Origin of the sequence: Ralstonia mannitolilytica, assembly GCF_000954135.1 — a bacterium.
Taxonomy (GTDB): domain Bacteria; phylum Pseudomonadota; class Gammaproteobacteria; order Burkholderiales; family Burkholderiaceae; genus Ralstonia; species Ralstonia mannitolilytica.
The window spans coordinates 705,522-723,993 of record NZ_CP010800.1 but is presented as its reverse complement, the minus strand read 5'-3'; the positions used below and the strand labels follow the sequence as shown (position 1 = coordinate 723,993).

The following is an 18,472-nucleotide window of genomic DNA, read 5'->3' as shown; positions in this document are numbered from 1 at the left end:
TATTCCAGGTATCACCATGAATAATCTCAGGCGACTGGACCTCAACCTGCTGGTGACGCTCGACGTGCTGCTGACCGAGCTCAACGTCACCCGGGCGGCGCAGCGGCTCAACTTCTCGCAGCCGTCGGTGAGCGTGCACCTGGCCAAGCTGCGCGAGATCCTGGGCGATCCGCTGCTGCTGCCCGGCCCGCGCGGCATGCGGCCCACCGCGCGTGCCGTGGCGCTGCGCGAACCGTTGCGGCAAGCCCTCGAAGCGCTGGAACAGGCGGTGGCCCCGGCCAGGCCGTTCGACCCGGCGCAGGCGAGCAACACCTGGCGCGTGGCCGCCACCGACTACGGCGAATCGACCATCGTCCTGCCTGCGCTCAACGCCCTGCGCGCGAGCGCACCCGGCACGCGGCTGGCCGTCCTGGAGCTGGTGCCGCCACGCATCGAAAAGCAGGCCGAGCAAGGCGACATCGACCTCGCCTTCCACACCACGGACGGCGCTCCACCGGGCTTGCGCCGGCGCGCGCTCTTTACCGAACGCTACGTGCTTGTGGGCCGCGCCGGACACCCCCGCCTGAAGCGGCGACCGACGCTGGCGCAGTTCTGCGCGCTGGACCACGTGATCGTGTCGCCCGACGGCGGAGGGTTCTCCGGCGTCACCGATGACGTGCTCCAGGCCGCCGGCGCCGCGCGGCGCGTCGTCCTGTCGGTGCCGCACTTCCTGTTCGTGATGACGGCGGTTGCCGGCAGCGACCTCGTCGCCATGCTGCCGGAGCGGCTGGTGCGCGGGGCGAGCGCCTTGCAGGTGGTTGAACCTCCCGTGGAGGTGCCCGGGTATGAGATGTCGATGCTATGGCACGAACGCGTGCACCGCGACCCGGCGCATCAGTGGCTGCGCGACGCGATTGCTGGCGCGATGTAGCGACGCGTCACGACCTGATCGTCAGCAGCAAGGCTCGGCCGCAGCCGTGCCCGCGTCGGTTTCCGGCAACGTTCCGGCCTCACACGACGATGCCGGCGCATTCTCCGTTTGCCGGGCACGCGCACCGTCGGTAGAGTCTTCGTCCAATGGGCCACGGCCCAGAGATGGTTCGGCAAAACCGGAGCGATCCGGCGACGCAAAACTACAGGGACTCCCAACGGGGGGAGTCAGCCAGCTGCCCGTTGGTGGAAACAACGGCGGGCCAATTGCAGCACGCACGCGCGGCGTGCTCACGAGGCAAACCATGAAAACGACACACTGGAAGGAACCCGCTGCCGCAGTGCAGGCGGGCCGCAAGCAGGACCGCACGCCCGGCCGGGGAAGCAGGCTCGCACGCAGGGTGTGCGCCGCGTTCGCGCTGATGGGCGGCGCACTGGCGGCTGCGCCGCATGCCAACGCCGAAGGGCTGCTCGTCCCGGCCTACATCTACCCATCGGGCCGCGGTGCAACGCAATGGAACACGCTCGCCGCCAACGCGAGCGCCGTCCCGACCACCGTGATCCTCAACCCCGACAGCGGCCCGGGCACCACGCAGGACCCGAACTACGTCGCGGCCGTCGCCAAGGTGCGTGCGGCGGGCGGCAAGGTCATCGGCTATGTCTACACCTCGTATGGGCAGCGGCCGCTGTCGGACGTGGTGCAGGACATCAATGCCTATCAGGCGCTGTACCAGGTGGACGGCTTCTTCATCGACGAGATGACGGCCGACGGCACGACCGCCAACGTGCAGTTCTATCAGTCGGTCTACAACTACATCAAGGGCCTGTCGGCCAACTACACGGTCACGGGCAACCCGGGCACCAACGTGCCCGAAATCTACGCCAGCCTGCCGGTGGCCGACCAGATCGTCGTCTTTGAAGACAACGCCAGGCACTACGCCAGCTATGCCCCGCAAGCGTGGCAGGCCAGCTACCCGACGAGCCGGTTCGCACACATCGTGTACGCGGCGTCGGCCACGCAGATGCAGAACTTCGTCCAGCACGCATCGAGCAAGGGCGCCGGCAGCGTGTACATCACCTCGAAAACGCTGCCGAATCCGTACGGCGCGCTGCCCAGCTACTGGAGCCAGGAGGTGGCCGCCGTGGCCGCCGCCAAGTAAGGCGCGGACGATCGACACGCCGGGCGCTGACGAGGCGCGCCCGGCACATGCTTTATATTGGGCCACACGCCAATCCATTCCCGCGCTGCCCGCCAGCGTCGAGGCAACAACAAGGAGAACATCGTGGCCCTCTCTTCCAACAAGCTGCCGCTGTGGACCATCGCCGCCCCGCCCATCGCGTGGGTGGTGCTGGTCGCCGGCACGTTGACCACCGCCCCCGGCTGGCTGATCGCGCTGATGGCGCTTGCACTGGCCGGCGCCGTCTTCGCCGCCGTGCACCATGCCGAGGTGGTCGCGCACAAGGTCGGTGAGCCGTTCGGCACGTTGGTCCTGGCCATTGCGGTGACGGTGATCGAGGTGGCGCTGATCGTCTCCGTCATGCTGTCTTCCGGGCCGGAAAAGGCAGGGCTGGCGCGCGACACCGTCTTTGCCGCCGTCATGATCATCTGCAACGGCATCGTGGGCCTGTGTCTGTTCGTGGGCGGCCTGCGCCACCGCGAACAGGCCTTCCAGGCGCCGGGTGCCAATGCCGCGCTCGCCGTGCTGGCCGCGCTCGTCACGCTGACGATGGTGCTGCCCAATTACACAAGTTCCACGCCGGGCCCGGTGCTCACGCCCTCGCAGCTCGGCTTTGCCGGCGTCACGTCGCTGGTGCTGTATGGCTGCTTCGTGATCGTGCAGACCATCCGCCACCGCGACTACTTCCTGGCCGAAGGCTCCAACGAAGACGTGCACGCGCCGCCACCGCCGGCCCGCGTGGCCATGCTGAGCGGGGTGCTGCTGATGGTGTCGCTGGTGGCCGTCGTGGGGCTTGCGAAGGTATTGTCGCCGTCGGTGGAGGCCGCGCTCGTGAACGCCGGTGCGCCGCCGGCCGCGGTCGGTATCGTCATCGCCGCACTGGTGCTGCTGCCCGAAGGGTTGGCCGCCCTGCGCGCCGCCAACGCAGACCGCATCCAGACCAGCCTGAACCTGGCGTTGGGTTCGGCGCTGGCGAGCATCGGGCTGACCATTCCCACGGTCGCCGCGGTGTTCATCTGGATTGGCCGTCCGCTCGAACTGGGCCTGGGCCCCAAGGAAATGGTCCTGCTGTTCCTCACGCTCATCGTGTCGTCGCTCACCCTCGGCAAGGGACGCACGACGATCCTGCAAGGCGTGGTGCACCTGGCGATCTTCGCGGCGTACCTGTTTCTTTCGATTGTGCCCTGACGCGCGGGCCCGCAGCCAGCATGTCGGGGTGCCCAGCGGCACCCCTTTTTGTTTGGCACGCTTTGCGCTTTACTCGGCGGGCTCCATCCCCTGCAGCAAGGTCGGGATCAGCTCGCACACCGTCGGGTGGATGTGCATGGCGCGGCTGATGGTCTTGTACGGCGCCTTCGCGGCCATCACGTCGAGAATCGAATGCACGGCCTCGTCGCCGCCCACGCCGAGGATGCATGCACCGAGAATCTCGTGCGTCTGCGCATCGGCCACCACGCGCATGAAGCCCAGGCTCTCGCCCTTCTCCACGGCGCGGCCCACACGCGTCATCGGGCGGTTGCCAACCAGCAGCCTGCGCCCCGACTTCCTCGCCTCGGCGAGCGACATGCCCACGCGCGCCAGCGGCGGGTCGATGTACATGGCGTACGCCTGGATGCGGTCTGAGACCTTGCGCGGGTCGCTGTCGAGCAGGTTGGCCGCCACGATCTCGTAGTCGTTGTACGACGTGTGCGTGAACGCGCCGCGTCCGTTGCAATCGCCCATGGCCCAGATGCCCGGCACATTCGTGCGCAACTGCTCATCGACGCGGATGTTGCCGCGGTCGTCGATTTCCACGCCGGCCTTGTCCAGGCCAAGGTCATCGGTATTGGGCACGCGCCCGACCGCCATCAGCAGATGCGAGCCCGACACTTCACGCCCGCCGCCTGCGCAATCCAGCCCGACCACGACGCCGGCGCCGTTGCGCCGCACGCTCAGGCAGTTGGCGTTCACCCGCACGTCGATGCCCTCGCCCGCCAGAATCTCGTGCACGGCCTCGGAGACGTCTTCATCTTCGCGCGCGATGAGGCGCGGGCCTTTCTCGACGATCGTCACGCGCGAGCCGAAGCGGCGAAACATCTGGCCGAACTCCAGCCCGACGTAGCTTCCGCCGATCACGATCAGGTGCTCGGGCAGGAAGTCGACGTCCATCATGGTCGAGTTGGTGAGATAGGGCACCTGGTCGAGCCCCGGCATCGGCGGCACCAGCGCACGACCGCCAACGTTGATGAAGATGCGCTGGGCTTCCAGCAGCTCGCCGCCCACGCGCACCGTCTTCGGGCTTTCAAAGCGGGCGTGGCCCTGGAACACGGTGCCGTGCTCGAGGCCGCGCACCCATTGCTCGACGTTGCGGTTGGAGCGCCCGGCGATGTCGTCCTTGCGGGCCTTCACGCGCTGCATGTCCACCCTGACGTGGCCGTCGATGGCCACACCGTAGTCGGCCGCGCGCCGCGCCATGTGCGCCACGTACGCGCTGGCGACCATGGCCTTGGTGGGAATGCATCCGGTATTGACGCAGGTGCCGCCAAAGCGGCCGCGCTCGATGATGGCAACCTTCATGCCGGCCGCTGACAGCCGCGCGGCCAGCGGTGGGCCCGCCTGGCCCGTGCCGATGATGATGGCGTCAAAGCGTTGCGTCATGGCGCTCTCCTTCTTAGCGTGCCGGGGCGGCCGTCCCGATAGGATAGGTCGGCCACGCGGCTACGGTGGGTCCGACAGCCCGCCGGGCAGTCGGCGCCGCCCGTCGTCCGAAGGAGAGCAAGAAAGCGACCGGGGCGCCTCACGCTCACGCGCTGGCGCCCCGGCGTCACATCAGATCAATGACGGTGACGGTGCTTGCCGTGGCGGTGGCGGCCGTGGTCGTCGTGGTCGTGATACGAATTGCGCTGAACGTTGCCGCCCAGCGCCGCGCCGGCACCGCCGCCCAGGCCCGCGCCGACGATGCCGCCCGCGCGGCCACCCATGGCGTTGCCCGCGGCAGCACCCACGCCGCCCCCAAGTGCGCCGCCCACGATGGCGCCCTTGCGCTCGCGGCCATTGGCCGTCAGCGCGCCGCCGGCGCCGCCGCCGATGGCACCGCCGATGACGGAGCCGGTCTGGCCGCCGAGGGCGCCGCCCACTGCGGCACCACCGGCACCGCCGAGCGCCCCGCCGAGGGCGTTCGTCAGATCATCTGCGGCTGCAGGCAAGGCCGTCAGGCCGGCAAGCGCGGCCACTGCCAGGGCGGGTGCAATCTTCTTCAACATGAGGTTCTCCTGATTCGTCTATGCGGATGCGGTAGGCGCTGGCGCGCCCCGACCCGGGCTCGATGGGTTCGCGGCGCAGCATACAAGGCACACCCCCGCCGGGGTTAAACAGGCCGGTCAATCTCGTAACAGAATGTTGCAAACACGGCGTCGCGCTATCCTCGCGTCGTGGCCGCCCACAAGTGCTGACACGGCCGGCAAAGCTGCCTGCCCAAGCGCCCGCCGCGTGCGCGCACTGCGGCGAGGAGGCGCAACGTCCAGCGGGTGAGGATCGCGCTTCTAAGCCATTCAAAAGACAACCGGAACAGGAGACCCCATGCCCGCCTACATCGCCCTGCTGCGCGCCGTCAACGTGGGCGGCACCGGCAAGCTGCCCATGGCCGAACTGCGTGCGATGTGCGAATCGATCGGCCTGACCCACGTGCGCACCTACATTGCGAGCGGCAACGTGGTCTTTCAGAGCCGCCTGTCGGCGGCCTCGATCAAGGCCAAGCTCGAGCGCTGCCTGGAGGACTACGCCGGCAAACCCGTAGGGGTGGTGGTGCGCACGGGGGACGAACTCGCCGCGGTGCTCGAAGCCAATCCGTTCAAGACGGCCGCGCCAAGCCGGACGGTCGCCATCTTTCTCGATGCGCCGCCGCCTGCCGACGCGCTCAACGCCGCCACCGGCCGCCAGGCAGAAGAGATGGCGCTCGGCACGCGCGAGATCTACGTGCACTACGGCAGCGGCATGGCCGATTCCAAGCTGAAGATCCCGGCCGCCAAGGCCGGCACGGCGCGCAACATGAACACCATCGCCACGCTGGTGAAATGGGCGACGGAATAGCCATGCAGGCAGCCGTGCCGCGCGCCGTCACTGCGCGGCGGCCTTGTGCTGCGCCATATGGTGGAAATACGCGAGCAGATCGCTGAGCTGCGCGTTGGACAGCGTCTTCTCGTCGATGGCGGACATGCGTGCATTGGGCCACCAGCGCAGCGATTGCGGATCGCGGATGAGGTGGCGCAGCTTCTCGTCGCCGAGGTATTCGACGGGGCTGTACGGCACGTTCAGATCCGGCCCGAGCGTCGCATCGCCGGCGCGGTTGAGCGTGTGGCACGAAAAGCAGACACGCTGGAACGTGGCAAAGCCCCGCATGACGGGGCCATCGGCGGGCTGCCCGGCGGCGGGGCGGATGGCCGCGAAGCGCTCGCCCGGCAATGCGGCAATGTCGATGCGCACGATGCTGTAGGTCCACAGGCTTTCATTGACGAGCGAGGACTTGGCCGGCGGCGCCGTCCAGATCAGCCGGAACGGGCCGATGCCCTGGCCCTTGAGCGTGGGCCACGGCGCGTTGGGGTCTTCCACGGCCAGCCATGCGCGCGGGCCGTCGGCGCGGTCGGCCAGCAGCAGGCGCGTCGGCAGGTGCGAGACATAACCGTCGCTGGCGGCCGTGGTGGCGCTGGCGTCGGGGCTGATCGACTGCCCGCGGAACAGCTCGGTCACGGGCAGCGCCTTGAAGGTCAGGCGGCGCTTGAGGTTCTGGTCTTCCACGGTGACATCGCGCAGGTGCGGATCGTGCAGCAGCGCGTCGCGCGACAACGTACGCGATTGCCCGCCTACATTGAGCGTGAGCGCGGCGCCATCGTCGGCGTGTGCCGTGCCGCCAAGCATGGCGCAGGCGCCGAGCACCCATCCCGCCATCGTCATCAGCCAGTGCTTCATGGAGTCTCCTTGAGAGCGTTGCGACGCAAGTGTAGGCAAGCTCACGCCGTTTGGCATGGCCCTCATCGGTATTGCTGTTCAAGCACGCGCTGCCTCACGGTCTGCAGGGCAGCCTCCAGCCGCTGCGGGGCGACCGAGCCCAGCGCCAGCCGCAACGCATGCGGCACCGGCTTGGACGTCGCAAACGGCTCGGCGGTGGAGACCGAAATGCCGTCTTCCTGCAGGCACGCCGCCACGCGATCGGCGCGAACTTCGGGCGGCAGGGCAAGCCAGACGAAATACGACACCGGATGCGCAACCAGCGTCAGCCCCGCCAGCGCCTTGCGGGCCAGCGCCTGGCGCGCGGCGGCGTCCCGGCGCTTGTCGGCCTCGAGGCGGGCGACCGTGCCGTCTTGGAGCCAGGCGCACGCGAGGTTCGTCACGATGGCCGGCGTATTCCACGTCGTGGCCCGGATGGCCCGCTCGAGCGACGGCACCCACGCGGCCGGCGCCGCCATCCACCCCAAACGCAGCCCCGTGGCCACGCTCTTCGACAGGCCGGACACGTACACCGTCGATTCGGGCGCCAGCGCGGCCAGCGGCGCGGGCGCGTCGCCGGCAAGGAATGCGTAGGCGGCATCTTCAATCGCAATCAACCCATGCCGGCGCACGCTGGCCGCGAGGCGGCGGCGCCAGCCCAGGCCGCTCACCCAGCCGAGCGGGTTGTGCAGCGTGGGCATGACGTAGACGGCCCGCACGCGGCGACGCGCGCATAGCCGCTCCAGCGCATCGAGGTCGAGCCCCTGCCCGGCCGCAGGAAGCGGCGCGAGCTCCAAATGCAGCATCTGCGCAAGGACCTTGAAGCCGGGATACGTCAGCGCATCGACGGCGACCACGTCGCCGGGTTTGAGCAGACCCATGGCCGCGACCGCCAGGCCGTGCTGCGCGCCGTCCACGATCAGCACCTGCTCGGCCGCCACGGCGAGGCCGCGCCCGGCCAGATGCCGCGCCACGCAGGCGCGCTCATGCGCGCGTCCGCCGTGCGGCGCGTAGCGCAGCAGCGCCTCCAGATCGCCGCTGGCCGCCAGGTCGCGCAATGCGCGGCTCAGCAGCCGGGCCTGCCCGGGCACCGACGGGTAGTTGAAGTTCAGGTCGACCACGCCGGCGGCCACGGCCTGCTGGTCGATGCCCAGACCGCGCGGCAGCGTGCTCTCGCGCACGAAGGTGCCCCGTCCGACCTCGCCGCTCACCAGCCCCATCGCTTCGAGCTCGGCATACACGCGCGTGGCCGTGACCAGCGCCACGCCATGCCGCTGGGCAAGTTGCCGGTGCGTGGGCAGGCGCGTGCCCGGCGGCAGGCGGCCGCTGCGGATCTGCTCGGCGAGCCGTTCCACCAGCGGCTGATAACGGGCTTGGGTCATGGCAGTGTACTTAGGACAATTTTTTGATTGTATTGCCGGCAGCCCCTAGCATGCTCAAACCCCCAACCCTGCGCTGCTTCGCCATGCACATCGCCATCCTGACTTTCGACGGGTTCAACGAACTCGATTCGCTCATCGCCCTGGGCGTGCTCAACAGCATCCGGAAGCCGGGCTGGCACGTGAGCCTGTGCTGCCCGCAGGCGGAAGTCACGTCGATGAACGGCGTGACCGTGCGCGCGCAGTCGATGCTCGAAGAGGCGCGCACCGCCGACGCCGTGCTGGTGGGCAGCGGCGTCCGCACGCGCGAGGTGGTGGCCGATGCGGCGTTGATGGCGCGTCTGGGGCTCGATCCCGCCCGCCAGCTGATCGGCGCGCAGTGCTCGGGCACGTTGGTGCTCGCCAGGCTCGGCCTGCTGGGCAGCGTGCCGGCCTGCACCGACCTGACCACCAAGCCGTGGGTGCAGGAAGCCGGCGTGGAGGTGCTCAACCAGGCGTTCTACGCCCGCGGCAACGTTGCCACGGCGGGCGGGTGTTTGGCGTCGCCGTATCTGGCCGCGTGGGTGATCGCTCGCACGGAAGGCATGGAGGCGGCCGCCGCCGCGCTGCACTATGTCGCGCCGGTCGGCGAGAAAGAGGCGTATGTCGACAACGCCATGCGCCACCTCGGACCCCACCTGCCTGGCTGATGCCCGGCGCGGCACGACGGCGATAGACTGACCAGCCCTTCACCCTCGCAGGCCTTGCTCAGGAGTCACATCTTGAACACGCTGACGACACTGAAGACGCTGGCGCTGCCCATCGCGCTGGCGGTGCTGGCCCACAGCACCGGCGCCCTGGCGGCGGAAAGCCTGGCCAACGGCATCAAGCGCCGCGCGCCGCAAGGCATCACCACGCGGATGTACGCCTGCGTCGACAAGGCGGGCGAGAACGCCGACGCCATCGGCGCCTGCCTGTCTGCCGAGAAGGCGGCGCAGGACGAACGCCTGGCCACGGTCTACAAGGCGCTGCTCGGCAAGCTCGATGGCAGCGCCAGGGACGCGCTCGTGAACTCGCAACAGGCGTGGCAGGACTTCCATGCCAAGAGCGCCGCCCTGGAGACGAGGCTCTATGGCAAGAGCCCGTTGAACGACCTGCAGCGTCTCGAGAACGCGATCTTCCGCCTGAGCGAACGCGCGAATGCGCTGGACAAATACCTGGCCGCAAAGGGCCAATGACGCTGCGGGCCGTGCTCAGGCGGCGTGCATCGCCGAGAGCCAGTTGCGCAGGATCGCCACGCTATAGCGCGAATCGACCTGTGCGATGAACTGCGCAAAGTCCACGCTCGCCGTGTCGTCCGCGCGGTCGGAAATCGTGCGGATGGCCGCAAACGGCACGCCCCACTCGTGGCAGACCTGGGCGACGGCGGCGCCTTCCATCTCCACGGCCAGCGCGTCGGGCAACGCATGGCGCAGCACGGCGCTTTCGGCCGACGTGCAGACGAAGCGATCGCCGCTGACGATGAGGCCGGAGTGCACCTGCGGCGCCGCAATGCCAAAGGCCTGCATCACCGCGGGCCCCAGCAGCGCATGCGGATCTGCGAGCGCGGCGCATGCGCTTTGCCGCAGGGCATCGGCCAGCGCCGCGTCGGCGGCAAAGCGGGCCACGCCCATCAGCGGAATTTCCCAGCGCGGGAACAGCGGCGAGGCATCGACGTCGTGCTGCAGCAGCTCGGACGACACCACCACATCGCCCACCGCCACCCCCGGTGCCAGGGCCCCGGCCACACCGGCAAACACCACCGCCCGCACCCCGAAATGCGTGATCAGCACCGCCGCCGTGGTGGCCGCCGCCACCTTGCCGACGCGTGAGAGCACCACCACCACGGGCTGCCCCTCAAACGCACCCGTCCAGAAGTCCCGATTGCCGATGCGCACGCGCTGCGCGTCGGACAACAGCGTCAACAGCTCGCTGATCTCCTCGTGCAGGGCGGCGACGATGCCGATGGGGCCATTGGCGTGAGGCTGGGCGGAAGGCGCGTTCATGCGGTGGCAGGGCCGGCGTGCGGCGATGGCGTCGAAAACCCGCCATTGTCGCCGCAATCGGCCGGCACCCGCATTGACATTGCCTGCGCCGCCTTCTGCACGGCCGCGTAGCGATCGGCGCGCAGGCGGTTCAGGCGCTCCGTCACGGCGTGCAGGACCGGGGCGGCGGCACGTTCGGGGCGGCCGCAGTCGAACGGCGGTGCGGGGGCGTACTCGATGCCGAGCTGCACGGCCTGGGCGTGGTCGGTGCCGGCAATGTCGGCCATGACGGTGAGCGCCATGTCGATGCCCGCCGTCACCCCGCCGCCGGTGATGAGGTTGCCGTCGCGCACGACGCGGGCTTCGTCGACGGTCGCTTCAAACGTGGGCAGCAGGTCGCGCCAGGCCCAGTGGCATGCCGCGCGCTTGCCGCGCAGCAGCCCCGCCGCACCCAGCACGAGCGAGCCCGTGCACACCGAGGTGACATAGCGGGCGCCATCGGCCAGGCGGCGCACCTGCCGCACGAACTCAGCGTCGCCCATGGCTTCAATGACGCCGAAGCCGCCCGGCACGCAGATGAGATCGGCATGTCCGATGCCGGCCAGCCGCTGCACGTTCGAGATCGTGAGGCCGCCGTCGGCATGGATCTCTCCGCCGCGTGCCGAGGCGACGATGCATTGCGCGCCGGGCAGACGCCAGAACACTTCGTGCGGGCCGGTGAAGTCCAGCTGCGTCACGCGGTCGTACAGTGCAAAGACAACGATGAACGGGGATGCGGTCATGGTCCGGTTCTCCGGGGTTTCGGGTGGTTGACGCCTCGTAGCATCGCGCTCTATCGTGTTGGCAGCAATGTCGTGTATCCCACTTTTTCTGCCATGACCCATCGTATTGCCGTGCTGGTCTTTCCCGACTTCCAGGTGCTCGACGCCGCGGGGCCCGTGGCCGCATTCGAGGTCGCAAGCCGCTATCGGGACGACCACTACGCGGTGCGCACGGTGGCCGCCCAGCCGGGCCTGGTGCGCAGTTCTTCCGGCGCAAGCTGGGCGGCCGAGCCGCTGCCCCCGGCCAGCCAGGTCGATACGCTGCTCGTGGCCGGCGGCGACGGCGTGGATGCCGCCATGGCCGATGCACGCACGCGCCGCTTCGTGCAGCGCTGCGCGGCCCGCGGTGCGCGTGTGGCCAGCGTGTGCTCGGGCAGCCTGCTGCTGGCGGCCACCGGCTTGCTGGACGGCCGGCGCGCCACCACGCACTGGGGCCGCAGCACGCAGTTCGCACGCGAGTTTCCGCAGGTGCATCTCGAGGCCGACCACATCTACGTCAACGACGGCCGCTTCTGGACGAGCGCCGGCATCAGCGCAGGCATCGACCTGGCCCTCGCCCTCATCGCCGAAGACCTGGGCGAGCGGCTGGCGCGGGCCGTGGCGCGGCAGCTCGTGGTGTATTACCGGCGGCCCGGCGGGCAATCGCAGTTCTCCGCGCTCAACGAGATGGACTCGGCGCGCGGCCGCTTCAAGCCGCTGCTCGACCATGTCCGCCGCAACCTGGCCGATGCCCACCGCGTCGACGACCTGGCCGGCCGCGCCTGCATGAGCCCGCGCCATTTCGCCCGCGCATTCCAGGCCGAGACCGGCCTCACGCCCGCCAAGGCGGTGGAAAAACTGCGCGTGGAAGCGGCCCGGGCGGCACTCGAGAGCGGCGCGGCCTCGATGCAGCGCGTTGCCACGGAGTGCGGTTTTGGCGATACCGAGCGCATGCGGCGCAGTTTCCAGCGCCTGCTGGGCATGCCGCCGTCGGCATTGCGGGCCCGGTAACACGGCCCAAACCCGCGCCGTTGTGCGATTGGCCTGTCGCAGGCCTGAACCTTGCGTCTGCGCATGCGCGCCGCCCGACCGAGGCGGCAGACATCGAAGAGGAGACGCACATGCCAATCCGCGAATTGCTGACCATCGTGGGGGTCTCGCTGGCCGTCATCACGGCATATTCGCTCGCCCGCGACCTGACGGATGATCCGGTGGGCGCCATCACGCCGCATGACAGCATCGTCCAGACCTATGCGCGCATGAACGGGCCGCACGAGTAAGCGGATGGCGCGCAAACGCCGCCGCAACGCCACGCTGATCGACTGGCCGCCACGGCTGGTGGAAGACATCGCCCGACGCCGGGCGGTGCTCTTCTTCGGCTCGGGCATTTCGGCCAACGCGCGTTCGGCCGACGGTTCGCGGCGCCCGCCCACGTGGGCCGAACTGCTGTGCGAGGCCGCCAACACCATCGCGGCGGATAGCCCGCAACTGGCCGAGGAAGTGCGCGCGTTCGTCGGGCGCGGCGACGTGCTCACCGCCGCCGAGATCGTGCGCCGCACGCTCGGCCAGCGGCGGCTGACCACCCTGCTGCGCCGCCAGCTCGTTGCGCCGGACTTTGCGCCCGCGCCCGTGCACGAAGCGTTGCTGGCGCTGGACTTCCGCATCACGCTCACGCCCAACTTCGATACGCTGTATGAAACGCTGGCCACGGCGCGCGGCATGCCGCCCCTGGCCGTGTGCGACTACAGCGACCCGACCGTCGCCGCGCGCTTGCGCGAAGACCGCAACCTCATCATCAAGACGCATGGCTCGATGACGCAGCCGGCCTCGCTGATCTTCTCGCGCTGCGATTACGTCCGTGCACGGGCACGCTACCGCGCCTTCTACGACCTGGTGGAGGCGCTGCTGCGTACGCATACTTTCCTGTTTGTGGGCTGCGGCATCGACGATTCCGACATGCGCGCGCTGCTCGAGACATACGGCGCCGAGCACCCCGAGGCAGAACGCCACTACTTCGTCGCGGCGGCCGACACGTTCTCCGACCTGACGGCCAGCGTGCTGGAAGACGCGCTGAACCTGCACGTGCTGCGCTATCAGGCACCCGCGGCCGACCACGCCGCGCTGCTGAACGCGCTGCAGGCGCTGGGCGCCGCCGTGGAGGCTGCGCGTGCCGCCATGCGGCCCGGCCGGCGGCGCGCGCCATGACGATCCGCATCGGCATCTCGGGGTGGCGCTATGCCGGCTGGCGCGGCGTGTTCTATCCGGAAGACCTGGCGCAGCGGCGCGAGCTCGAATACGCCTCGCAGCAGTTCAGCACCATCGAGATCAACGGATCGCACTACTCGCTGCAATCCATCGGCAGCTGGCGCGCCTGGTACGACACCGTGCCCGACGACTTCGTCTTTGCCGTCAAGGGCCCGCGCTACCTCACGCACATGCTGCGCTTTCGCGACGAGACGGCGGTGCCGGCCATCGCCAACTTCTTTGCCTCCGGCGTGCTGGCGCTTCGACACAAGCTCGGGCCGTTCCTGTGGCAGTTTCCGCCCAACTATCGCTTTGATTCGCAGCGGTTCGAGCGCTTTCTGTCGCTGCTGCCGCACGACACCGCCGCGGCGCGCGCCCTGGCCCGGCAGCACGATGCGCGCGTCAAGGCGCCCTGGTTTGCCGCACGCGGGCAACAAGCGCTGCGCCATGCTGTGGAAGTCCGCCATGCAAGCTTCTGCACGCCCGAGTTCGTCGCGCTGCTGCGCCGGCACGGTGCTGCGTTGGTGGTCTCGCACGCCATCGCGGAGTGGCCATATCTCGAAGATGTGACGAGCGATTTCGTCTACCTGCGCCTGCACGGCGCCGATGCGCTGTACACCGGCGCCTATTCCGATGCGGCGCTCGACCGCTGGGCCGAACGCATCGACCTGTGGGCGAGCAGACGCGAACCGGCCGATGCACAACGCGCAGGCAGTGCGGCGCGGCCGCGGCGCGCGGGCCGGGACGTGTACTGCTATTTCGATAACGACGTGAAAGTGCAGGCGCCCGCGGATGCGCGGCGGTTGCGGGAGCGCCTGGCCCTGGCAACGTGAGGCGGACGCTGCCCTACCGCCCGTGGCGTTATCCGAGCCGCACGGCTGCGACCAGGCCGCCGCCCTCGCGGTTGGACAGCTTGAGCACACCGCCCGCCGCCTCCGCCAATTGCTGCGCAATCGCCAACCCGAGCCCCGTACCGCCAGACTCCCGGCTGCGTGAATTCTCCAGCCGCACGAACGGCTGCAGCCCCGCACCCAGCTTGTCTTCGGGGATGCCCGGCCCGCGGTCGCCGACCTCCATCACCCGGCCTCGCCGTCGCGGCGCACGCAACACTCGCAAGCCGCAGCGACCGGCATGACACGTGACGAGCGCGCCCGCCCTCACGACTTCCAACGGGCGGGCCGCTTCTGGAGGAAGGCGTCGATGCCCTCGGCGGCGTCTTCTTCCATCATGTTGCGGGCCATGACGTCACCGGCGTACGCATAGGCGTCGGCCAGCGGCATCTGGCGCTGGCGGTAGAACATCGCCTTGCCGTAGCGGATGGCCGCCGGGCTCTTCGAGACGATCTCCGCCACCTTGCGGGCCACGGCATCGTCCAGCTCCGCATCGGGCACAGCCTCGTTGACGAGGCCCCAGTCCGCCGCCGTGGCGGCATCAATGAAGCGACCCGTCACCAGCATGTCGAACGCGCGCTTGGGCAGCACGTTGCGCGACAGCGCCACCGCAGGCGTCGAGCAGAACAGCCCCACGTTGATGCCCGACACCGCAAACCGCGCCGCCTCGGAAGCGATGGCCAGGTCGCAGCTGCCGACCAGCTGGCACCCCGCCGCCGTCGCAATGCCATGCACGCGCGCAATGACGGGCACCGGCAGGGCCTGGATCGCCTGCATCACCACGCTGCAGCGGGCAAACAGCGCCTGGTAGTACGCCAGTTCAGGCGTGCCGCGCATCTCGCGCAGGTCATGGCCCGCGCAGAAGGCCCTGCCCTCGCCGCCGAGCACCACGCAGCGCACGCGGGCATCGGCGGCAATGTCGGCAAGCGCCTCATGCAGCGCATCGAGCATCGCCTCGGACAGGGCATTGAACTGCTGCGGCCGGTTCAGCCGCAGCGTGACGACGCCGTCGCGGTCGTCGCGCAGGACGGGCGGCTCGGTGGTGGTGGCAGCGGCGGAGGCGGTGGGGTGGCGTTCCATATGCGGTCCTTGTGGCGATGACCTGCGGGAAGAGCAGTCTATCGCCACCACGGGCGCCCCGCACTTGGGCATTGCCCGTGGCCGCCATGAAAGGTTCGCTCACTTCGCGTTGACATCGGCGGCGCGGGTGACTATCACCGGTTCTATAAGACATCGGCAGCGGCGCCGTGCCGCGCCGCACAAACCGGACGGGTGACACGGTCACCGCAAAAAGGGGGTCCATCTTGGTATCGGAAACGGTACACATGCCGCGCGGCCTGCTGCTGAGCCTGTCGCCCGGGCGGCGCACGTACTGGATGGCCCAGGCCGTGGCGCTGCTGTCGCTGGTCGTGCTGGTGTCGGCCTTGCCGTTCGCCAAGGTGCAGCTGCCGCGGCTTCCGCTGTTCGTGCCGATTTACGAATCGGCGCTCATCCTCAATGACCTCATCACCGCTGCGCTGCTGTTCGGCCAGTTCGCCATCACGCGATCGCGCGCCATGCTGGCACTCGCCTGCGGCTACCTGTTCACGGCCGCCACGGCGGTGGGGCATCTGCTGTCGTTCCCGGGCCTGTTTTCCGCGAGCGGCCTGCTCGGCGCAGGGCCGCAAAGCACGGCGTGGATCTACATGTTCTGGCATGCCGGCTTCCCGCTGTTCGTCATGGCGTATGCGGTGCTCAAAACGCGCGAAGAGCGCGAACCCGACCGCTTTGCCGGCCATGTCCTGACGCGCAGAACGGCGCTCGGCACCGTCGCTGCCGTGCTGGGCGCATCGGCCGCCTGCGTGGCGCTTGCCACCGCCGGCGAGCCAGTGCTGCCCGCCATCATGGCCGCCAACCGCTACACCCCCACCATGGCCATCGTGTCGGGCGCCACCTGGTGCTGCTGCATGCTGGCGCTGGCCGTGCTCTGGCGCAGCCGCCCGCACCTCACGCTCGACGTCTGGCTGATGGTGGTGCTGTGCGTGTGGATCTGCGACGTGGCGCTCAGCACCGTCTTCAACGGCGGGCGGTATGACCTGGGCTTCTACGCCGGCCGCGTGTTCGGCCTGATGGGTGCGAGCTTCGTGCTCTTGCTGCTGCTGATTGAGAACACCGTGTTGTATTCCCGCCTGACGGCTGCCCGGACGGAACTGAGGCGGCTGGCGGCGGATGATCGGCAAGACGGGCGCGGCTGAGGCGCTGTTCAGGGCACCGGCCCAGCGTCCTGCCGGAGGCGCATCAGCTTCTTCGCCCAAGCGGGCACGCAACTCGCACGACGCCGCGACGGCGCACCAGAGAGCTACCCCTCCCTCGGGCGTCTTGTCCGCGCGACAACCCTTCTCTTAGTATCGAGCGCCGCATGCTTTCCGAGCATGCGCCGCACCCAGGGGGGATGCGGATGCCCCAACTGAACGGGATTCAGCGCGGGCAAATGCGCAGACAACACATCCGACAAAACACATGCAGAAAAAGATCGAAAGGACCGCGTTGGCGCTCGGCTTAAGCGCCATGGTGACTGCTTGCGGAGGTGGCGATGGCGCCGTCAGCAGCGGCGATTTGCATGTCGCCTATGGATGCAGCATGCCGGGCGGCACGATCCCCATGACTTTCACTGACTACAGCGCCAAGGCCACGGTGCAGGGCCTCAACGGCAACACCCCGCATTTCTCGATCGTTTCTGGCCAATTGCCGGCGGGCCTGACACTCAACGGCGATACGGGGGACATCAGCGGCACCGTCACGGCATCTGCCGGCATGTACAACGTGACGATCCGCCTGACGGTCTCTGGCTACTCGGGCTCTCTGGACACGACCTGCCCCATCCAAGTCGCCAACTACACGCTCCGGTACTTCGGCGACAACTACACCAGCGTCGGAAAGTCCTCGACCCTTGCACCGTCGCGGCCATCCACCAGCAAGCCGTTCGGCGAGGCGTACACCATCAGCAACGCCGCAGCCCTGCCGCCGGGCATGTCGTTCGACAGCGCCACGGGAAGAATCACCGGCACGCCCACGACCGCCGGGAACTATGGGTACACCACGGTCACGCAGTACATCACGTTCCAGGGCGTGGTCTACACCTTTTCGGACCCGTATGTCGGGGTCAACGTATCGATGTAACAGCTCGCTGTGCCGCAATCGGACGGCACAACGTCTCATCCCTGCCATCACTCCCTTCTTCCCGGCCCGGCGCGTCGCCGGCAGGTGGCACCCCCGCAGCGTCACCACAACGGCCTAAACCAACGAACGGTTGCATAGATGCTTATGCAGACCGTTTGCCTATGGATAGAAAAAACGCGTCGTTCATTCGGCTGCTGCGCCACGGTATCGTTTGATCACCGTCTTTCGCTCTTCGCATCTGCGCAACAGCGAAAGTGCCATCGCATTTCGGGAGCCGAGTCGTGTCCACCCCCCTGAAGATCGTTGCCGTCAATGGCAGCACACAACAGCCGTCGCGCACATTCGCGCTGGTACGCGCGCTGATCGCCGAGCTCGAGGCACGGCTTCACGTCGACGCGCACATCGTCAACCTCGTCGACATTGCGCGCCCGCTGGGCTCCGCGCTCTGGCGCACGGAACTGCCGCAGGAAATCGAAGCCGAGCTGCAGGCCGTGGAAGGTGCGGACCTGCTGATTGCGGCGTCGCCGGTGTATCGCGGGGCGTATCCGGGGCACTTCAAGCACGTGTTCGACCTGGTGGGCCAGGAGGCACTCGTCGACAAGCCCGTGCTGCTCGCCGCCACCGGCGGCAGCGACCGCCATGCGCTCGTGCTCGAACATCACCTGCGGCCGCTGTTCAGTTTCCTGCAGGCACTGACGCTGCCGATCGGCGTGTATGCGGCCACCGCAGACTTTGACGGCTACGCCGTGCGCAGCCCCGCGCTGCAAGACCGCATCCGGCTCGCGGCAGACCGCGCTGCATCGCACTTTGCCGCGCACCGCCGCGTGACCCTGAAAGCCGCCTAGCGGCGCATCGCATCGCCTTGGCAACGGGTGCGGGCCGATTCCGCCTGCGCCCATCCGGACGGCAGCCGGCATCCCGGCGTGCCGGCGGGCCGATGCGTTTCCG

General features: G+C 68.8%; 20 protein-coding genes, 1 pseudogene and 1 riboswitch. Of the genes and pseudogenes, 13 read left to right on the top strand and 8 right to left on the bottom strand.

The annotated features are described in order from the left end of the window. Positions 1 to 16 precede the first annotated feature (16 nt). From TK49_RS19910 to TK49_RS19900, 3 genes are all read left to right on the top strand, one after another. Positions 17 to 910 (top strand): LysR family transcriptional regulator, encoded by an 894-nt coding sequence (locus TK49_RS19910; protein ID WP_045219370.1) that lies wholly within the window; start codon positions 17 to 19, stop codon positions 908 to 910. 161 nt (positions 911 to 1,071) lie between these two features. After that, positions 1,072 to 1,153: riboswitch (cyclic di-GMP riboswitch) on the top strand. 178 nt (positions 1,154 to 1,331) lie between these two features. Then, positions 1,332 to 2,069 (top strand): spherulation-specific family 4 protein, encoded by a 738-nt coding sequence (locus tag TK49_RS19905; RefSeq protein WP_233902566.1) that lies wholly within the window; start codon positions 1,332 to 1,334, stop codon positions 2,067 to 2,069. Between the two features lie 123 nt (positions 2,070 to 2,192). Then, entirely contained in the window at positions 2,193 to 3,275 is a 1,083-nt protein-coding gene (locus TK49_RS19900; protein WP_045219365.1) for a calcium:cation antiporter, read from the top strand. Positions 3,276 to 3,344: 69 nt separating this feature from the next. Here the strand turns inward: TK49_RS19900 and TK49_RS19895 are convergent, their stop codons facing one another. Both TK49_RS19895 and TK49_RS19890 read right to left on the bottom strand, forming a co-directional pair. Next, positions 3,345 to 4,724, bottom strand: a complete 1,380-nt coding sequence (locus TK49_RS19895; RefSeq protein ID WP_045219362.1) for an FAD-containing oxidoreductase — start codon at positions 4,722 to 4,724, stop codon at positions 3,345 to 3,347. A 176-nt stretch (positions 4,725 to 4,900) separates the two neighbouring features. Continuing rightward, positions 4,901 to 5,329 (bottom strand): hypothetical protein, encoded by a 429-nt coding sequence (locus tag TK49_RS19890; RefSeq protein ID WP_045219360.1) that lies wholly within the window; start codon positions 5,327 to 5,329, stop codon positions 4,901 to 4,903. Positions 5,330 to 5,645: 316 nt separating this feature from the next. Here TK49_RS19890 and TK49_RS19885 point away from each other — a divergent pair, with 316 nt between their 5' ends. Continuing rightward, positions 5,646 to 6,155: a DUF1697 domain-containing protein gene (locus TK49_RS19885; RefSeq protein WP_045219358.1), complete on the top strand. Its 510-nt coding sequence runs from the start codon at positions 5,646 to 5,648 to the stop codon at positions 6,153 to 6,155. Positions 6,156 to 6,182: 27 nt separating this feature from the next. Here the strand turns inward: TK49_RS19885 and TK49_RS19880 are convergent, their stop codons facing one another. Together TK49_RS19880 and TK49_RS19875 are read right to left on the bottom strand one after the other, a co-directional pair. Further along, positions 6,183 to 7,031: a c-type cytochrome gene (locus TK49_RS19880; RefSeq protein ID WP_045219356.1), complete on the bottom strand. Its 849-nt coding sequence runs from the start codon at positions 7,029 to 7,031 to the stop codon at positions 6,183 to 6,185. A 62-nt stretch (positions 7,032 to 7,093) separates the two neighbouring features. After that, positions 7,094 to 8,431, bottom strand: coding sequence for an aminotransferase-like domain-containing protein (locus tag TK49_RS19875; protein ID WP_045219355.1), 1,338 nt, complete (start codon positions 8,429 to 8,431; stop codon positions 7,094 to 7,096). A gap of 83 nt (positions 8,432 to 8,514) precedes the next feature. Here TK49_RS19875 and TK49_RS19870 point away from each other — a divergent pair, with 83 nt between their 5' ends. Both TK49_RS19870 and TK49_RS19865 read left to right on the top strand, forming a co-directional pair. After that, positions 8,515 to 9,117 (top strand): DJ-1/PfpI family protein, encoded by a 603-nt coding sequence (locus tag TK49_RS19870; protein ID WP_045219352.1) that lies wholly within the window; start codon positions 8,515 to 8,517, stop codon positions 9,115 to 9,117. 72 nt (positions 9,118 to 9,189) lie between these two features. Beyond that, positions 9,190 to 9,645, top strand: a complete 456-nt coding sequence (locus tag TK49_RS19865; protein WP_045219350.1) for a lysozyme inhibitor LprI family protein — start codon at positions 9,190 to 9,192, stop codon at positions 9,643 to 9,645. A 15-nt stretch (positions 9,646 to 9,660) separates the two neighbouring features. On the opposite strand, the gene TK49_RS19860 is transcribed toward TK49_RS19865, so the two are convergent. Both TK49_RS19860 and TK49_RS19855 read right to left on the bottom strand, forming a co-directional pair. Beyond that, complete coding sequence (locus tag TK49_RS19860; RefSeq protein ID WP_045219348.1) at positions 9,661 to 10,452, bottom strand: 5'-methylthioadenosine/adenosylhomocysteine nucleosidase; 792 nt, start codon at positions 10,450 to 10,452, stop codon at positions 9,661 to 9,663. Beyond that, on the bottom strand, positions 10,449 to 11,213 hold the full coding sequence (locus TK49_RS19855) for a DJ-1/PfpI family protein (RefSeq protein ID WP_082076361.1): 765 nt from the start codon (positions 11,211 to 11,213) through the stop codon (positions 10,449 to 10,451). The genes TK49_RS19860 and TK49_RS19855 overlap by 4 nt, the downstream gene beginning before the upstream one ends. A gap of 93 nt (positions 11,214 to 11,306) precedes the next feature. On the opposite strand from TK49_RS19855, the gene TK49_RS19850 reads away from it, so the two are divergent. The 4 genes from TK49_RS19850 (at position 11,307) to TK49_RS19835 (ending at position 14,308) form a co-directional block, all read left to right on the top strand. After that, the gene (locus TK49_RS19850) at positions 11,307 to 12,242 is read left to right on the top strand and encodes a GlxA family transcriptional regulator (RefSeq protein WP_045219346.1); all 936 of its coding nucleotides are present in this window, start codon (positions 11,307 to 11,309) and stop codon (positions 12,240 to 12,242) included. Positions 12,243 to 12,352: 110 nt separating this feature from the next. Beyond that, complete coding sequence (locus tag TK49_RS24630; RefSeq protein WP_157774023.1) at positions 12,353 to 12,511, top strand: hypothetical protein; 159 nt, start codon at positions 12,353 to 12,355, stop codon at positions 12,509 to 12,511. A gap of 4 nt (positions 12,512 to 12,515) precedes the next feature. Continuing rightward, positions 12,516 to 13,436, top strand: coding sequence for an SIR2 family protein (locus TK49_RS23785; RefSeq protein WP_052698629.1), 921 nt, complete (start codon positions 12,516 to 12,518; stop codon positions 13,434 to 13,436). Continuing rightward, positions 13,433 to 14,308: a DUF72 domain-containing protein gene (locus tag TK49_RS19835; protein WP_045219342.1), complete on the top strand. Its 876-nt coding sequence runs from the start codon at positions 13,433 to 13,435 to the stop codon at positions 14,306 to 14,308. Before TK49_RS23785 ends, TK49_RS19835 begins: the two co-directional genes overlap by 4 nt. A gap of 28 nt (positions 14,309 to 14,336) precedes the next feature. Here the strand turns inward: TK49_RS19835 and TK49_RS19830 are convergent. Together TK49_RS19830 and TK49_RS19825 are read right to left on the bottom strand one after the other, a co-directional pair. Further along, positions 14,337 to 14,552: pseudogene (locus TK49_RS19830) on the bottom strand (ATP-binding protein); the annotation flags it as partial. Between the two features lie 80 nt (positions 14,553 to 14,632). After that, on the bottom strand, positions 14,633 to 15,445 hold the full coding sequence (locus TK49_RS19825) for an enoyl-CoA hydratase (RefSeq protein WP_045219338.1): 813 nt from the start codon (positions 15,443 to 15,445) through the stop codon (positions 14,633 to 14,635). Positions 15,446 to 15,690: 245 nt separating this feature from the next. Here TK49_RS19825 and TK49_RS19820 point away from each other — a divergent pair, with 245 nt between their 5' ends. The 3 genes from TK49_RS19820 (at position 15,691) to msuE (ending at position 18,369) form a co-directional block, all read left to right on the top strand. Then, entirely contained in the window at positions 15,691 to 16,599 is a 909-nt protein-coding gene (locus TK49_RS19820; protein WP_045219336.1) for an MASE4 domain-containing protein, read from the top strand. A 406-nt stretch (positions 16,600 to 17,005) separates the two neighbouring features. Then, positions 17,006 to 17,524, top strand: a complete 519-nt coding sequence (locus TK49_RS19815; RefSeq protein ID WP_158656335.1) for a putative Ig domain-containing protein — start codon at positions 17,006 to 17,008, stop codon at positions 17,522 to 17,524. Between the two features lie 281 nt (positions 17,525 to 17,805). Further along, positions 17,806 to 18,369 (top strand): FMN reductase, encoded by a 564-nt coding sequence (gene msuE, locus TK49_RS19810; protein ID WP_045219332.1) that lies wholly within the window; start codon positions 17,806 to 17,808, stop codon positions 18,367 to 18,369. The last annotated feature ends 103 nt before the right edge of the window (positions 18,370 to 18,472 follow it).

What these genes read in the sequence shown, in the direction of transcription:
- TK49_RS19910 (WP_045219370.1), top strand. Translation starts at nt 17, where the DNA reads ATGAATAATCTCAGGCGACTGGACCTCAACCTGCTGGTGACGCTCGAC.
- TK49_RS19905 (WP_233902566.1), top strand. Translation starts at nt 1,332, where the DNA reads ATGGGCGGCGCACTGGCGGCTGCGCCGCATGCCAACGCCGAAGGGCTG.
- TK49_RS19895 (WP_045219362.1), bottom strand. Translation starts at nt 4,724, where the DNA reads ATGACGCAACGCTTTGACGCCATCATCATCGGCACGGGCCAGGCGGGC.
- TK49_RS19890 (WP_045219360.1), bottom strand. Translation starts at nt 5,329, where the DNA reads ATGTTGAAGAAGATTGCACCCGCCCTGGCAGTGGCCGCGCTTGCCGGC.
- TK49_RS19885 (WP_045219358.1), top strand. Translation starts at nt 5,646, where the DNA reads ATGCCCGCCTACATCGCCCTGCTGCGCGCCGTCAACGTGGGCGGCACC.
- TK49_RS19880 (WP_045219356.1), bottom strand. Translation starts at nt 7,031, where the DNA reads ATGAAGCACTGGCTGATGACGATGGCGGGATGGGTGCTCGGCGCCTGC.
- TK49_RS19875 (WP_045219355.1), bottom strand. Translation starts at nt 8,431, where the DNA reads ATGACCCAAGCCCGTTATCAGCCGCTGGTGGAACGGCTCGCCGAGCAG.
- TK49_RS19870 (WP_045219352.1), top strand. Translation starts at nt 8,515, where the DNA reads ATGCACATCGCCATCCTGACTTTCGACGGGTTCAACGAACTCGATTCG.
- TK49_RS19860 (WP_045219348.1), bottom strand. Translation starts at nt 10,452, where the DNA reads ATGAACGCGCCTTCCGCCCAGCCTCACGCCAATGGCCCCATCGGCATC.
- TK49_RS19855 (WP_082076361.1), bottom strand. Translation starts at nt 11,213, where the DNA reads ATGACCGCATCCCCGTTCATCGTTGTCTTTGCACTGTACGACCGCGTG.
- TK49_RS19850 (WP_045219346.1), top strand. Translation starts at nt 11,307, where the DNA reads ATGACCCATCGTATTGCCGTGCTGGTCTTTCCCGACTTCCAGGTGCTC.
- TK49_RS24630 (WP_157774023.1), top strand. Translation starts at nt 12,353, where the DNA reads ATGCCAATCCGCGAATTGCTGACCATCGTGGGGGTCTCGCTGGCCGTC.
- TK49_RS23785 (WP_052698629.1), top strand. Translation starts at nt 12,516, where the DNA reads ATGGCGCGCAAACGCCGCCGCAACGCCACGCTGATCGACTGGCCGCCA.
- TK49_RS19835 (WP_045219342.1), top strand. Translation starts at nt 13,433, where the DNA reads ATGACGATCCGCATCGGCATCTCGGGGTGGCGCTATGCCGGCTGGCGC.
- TK49_RS19825 (WP_045219338.1), bottom strand. Translation starts at nt 15,445, where the DNA reads ATGGAACGCCACCCCACCGCCTCCGCCGCTGCCACCACCACCGAGCCG.
- TK49_RS19820 (WP_045219336.1), top strand. Translation starts at nt 15,691, where the DNA reads ATGCCGCGCGGCCTGCTGCTGAGCCTGTCGCCCGGGCGGCGCACGTAC.
- TK49_RS19815 (WP_158656335.1), top strand. Translation starts at nt 17,006, where the DNA reads ATGACTTTCACTGACTACAGCGCCAAGGCCACGGTGCAGGGCCTCAAC.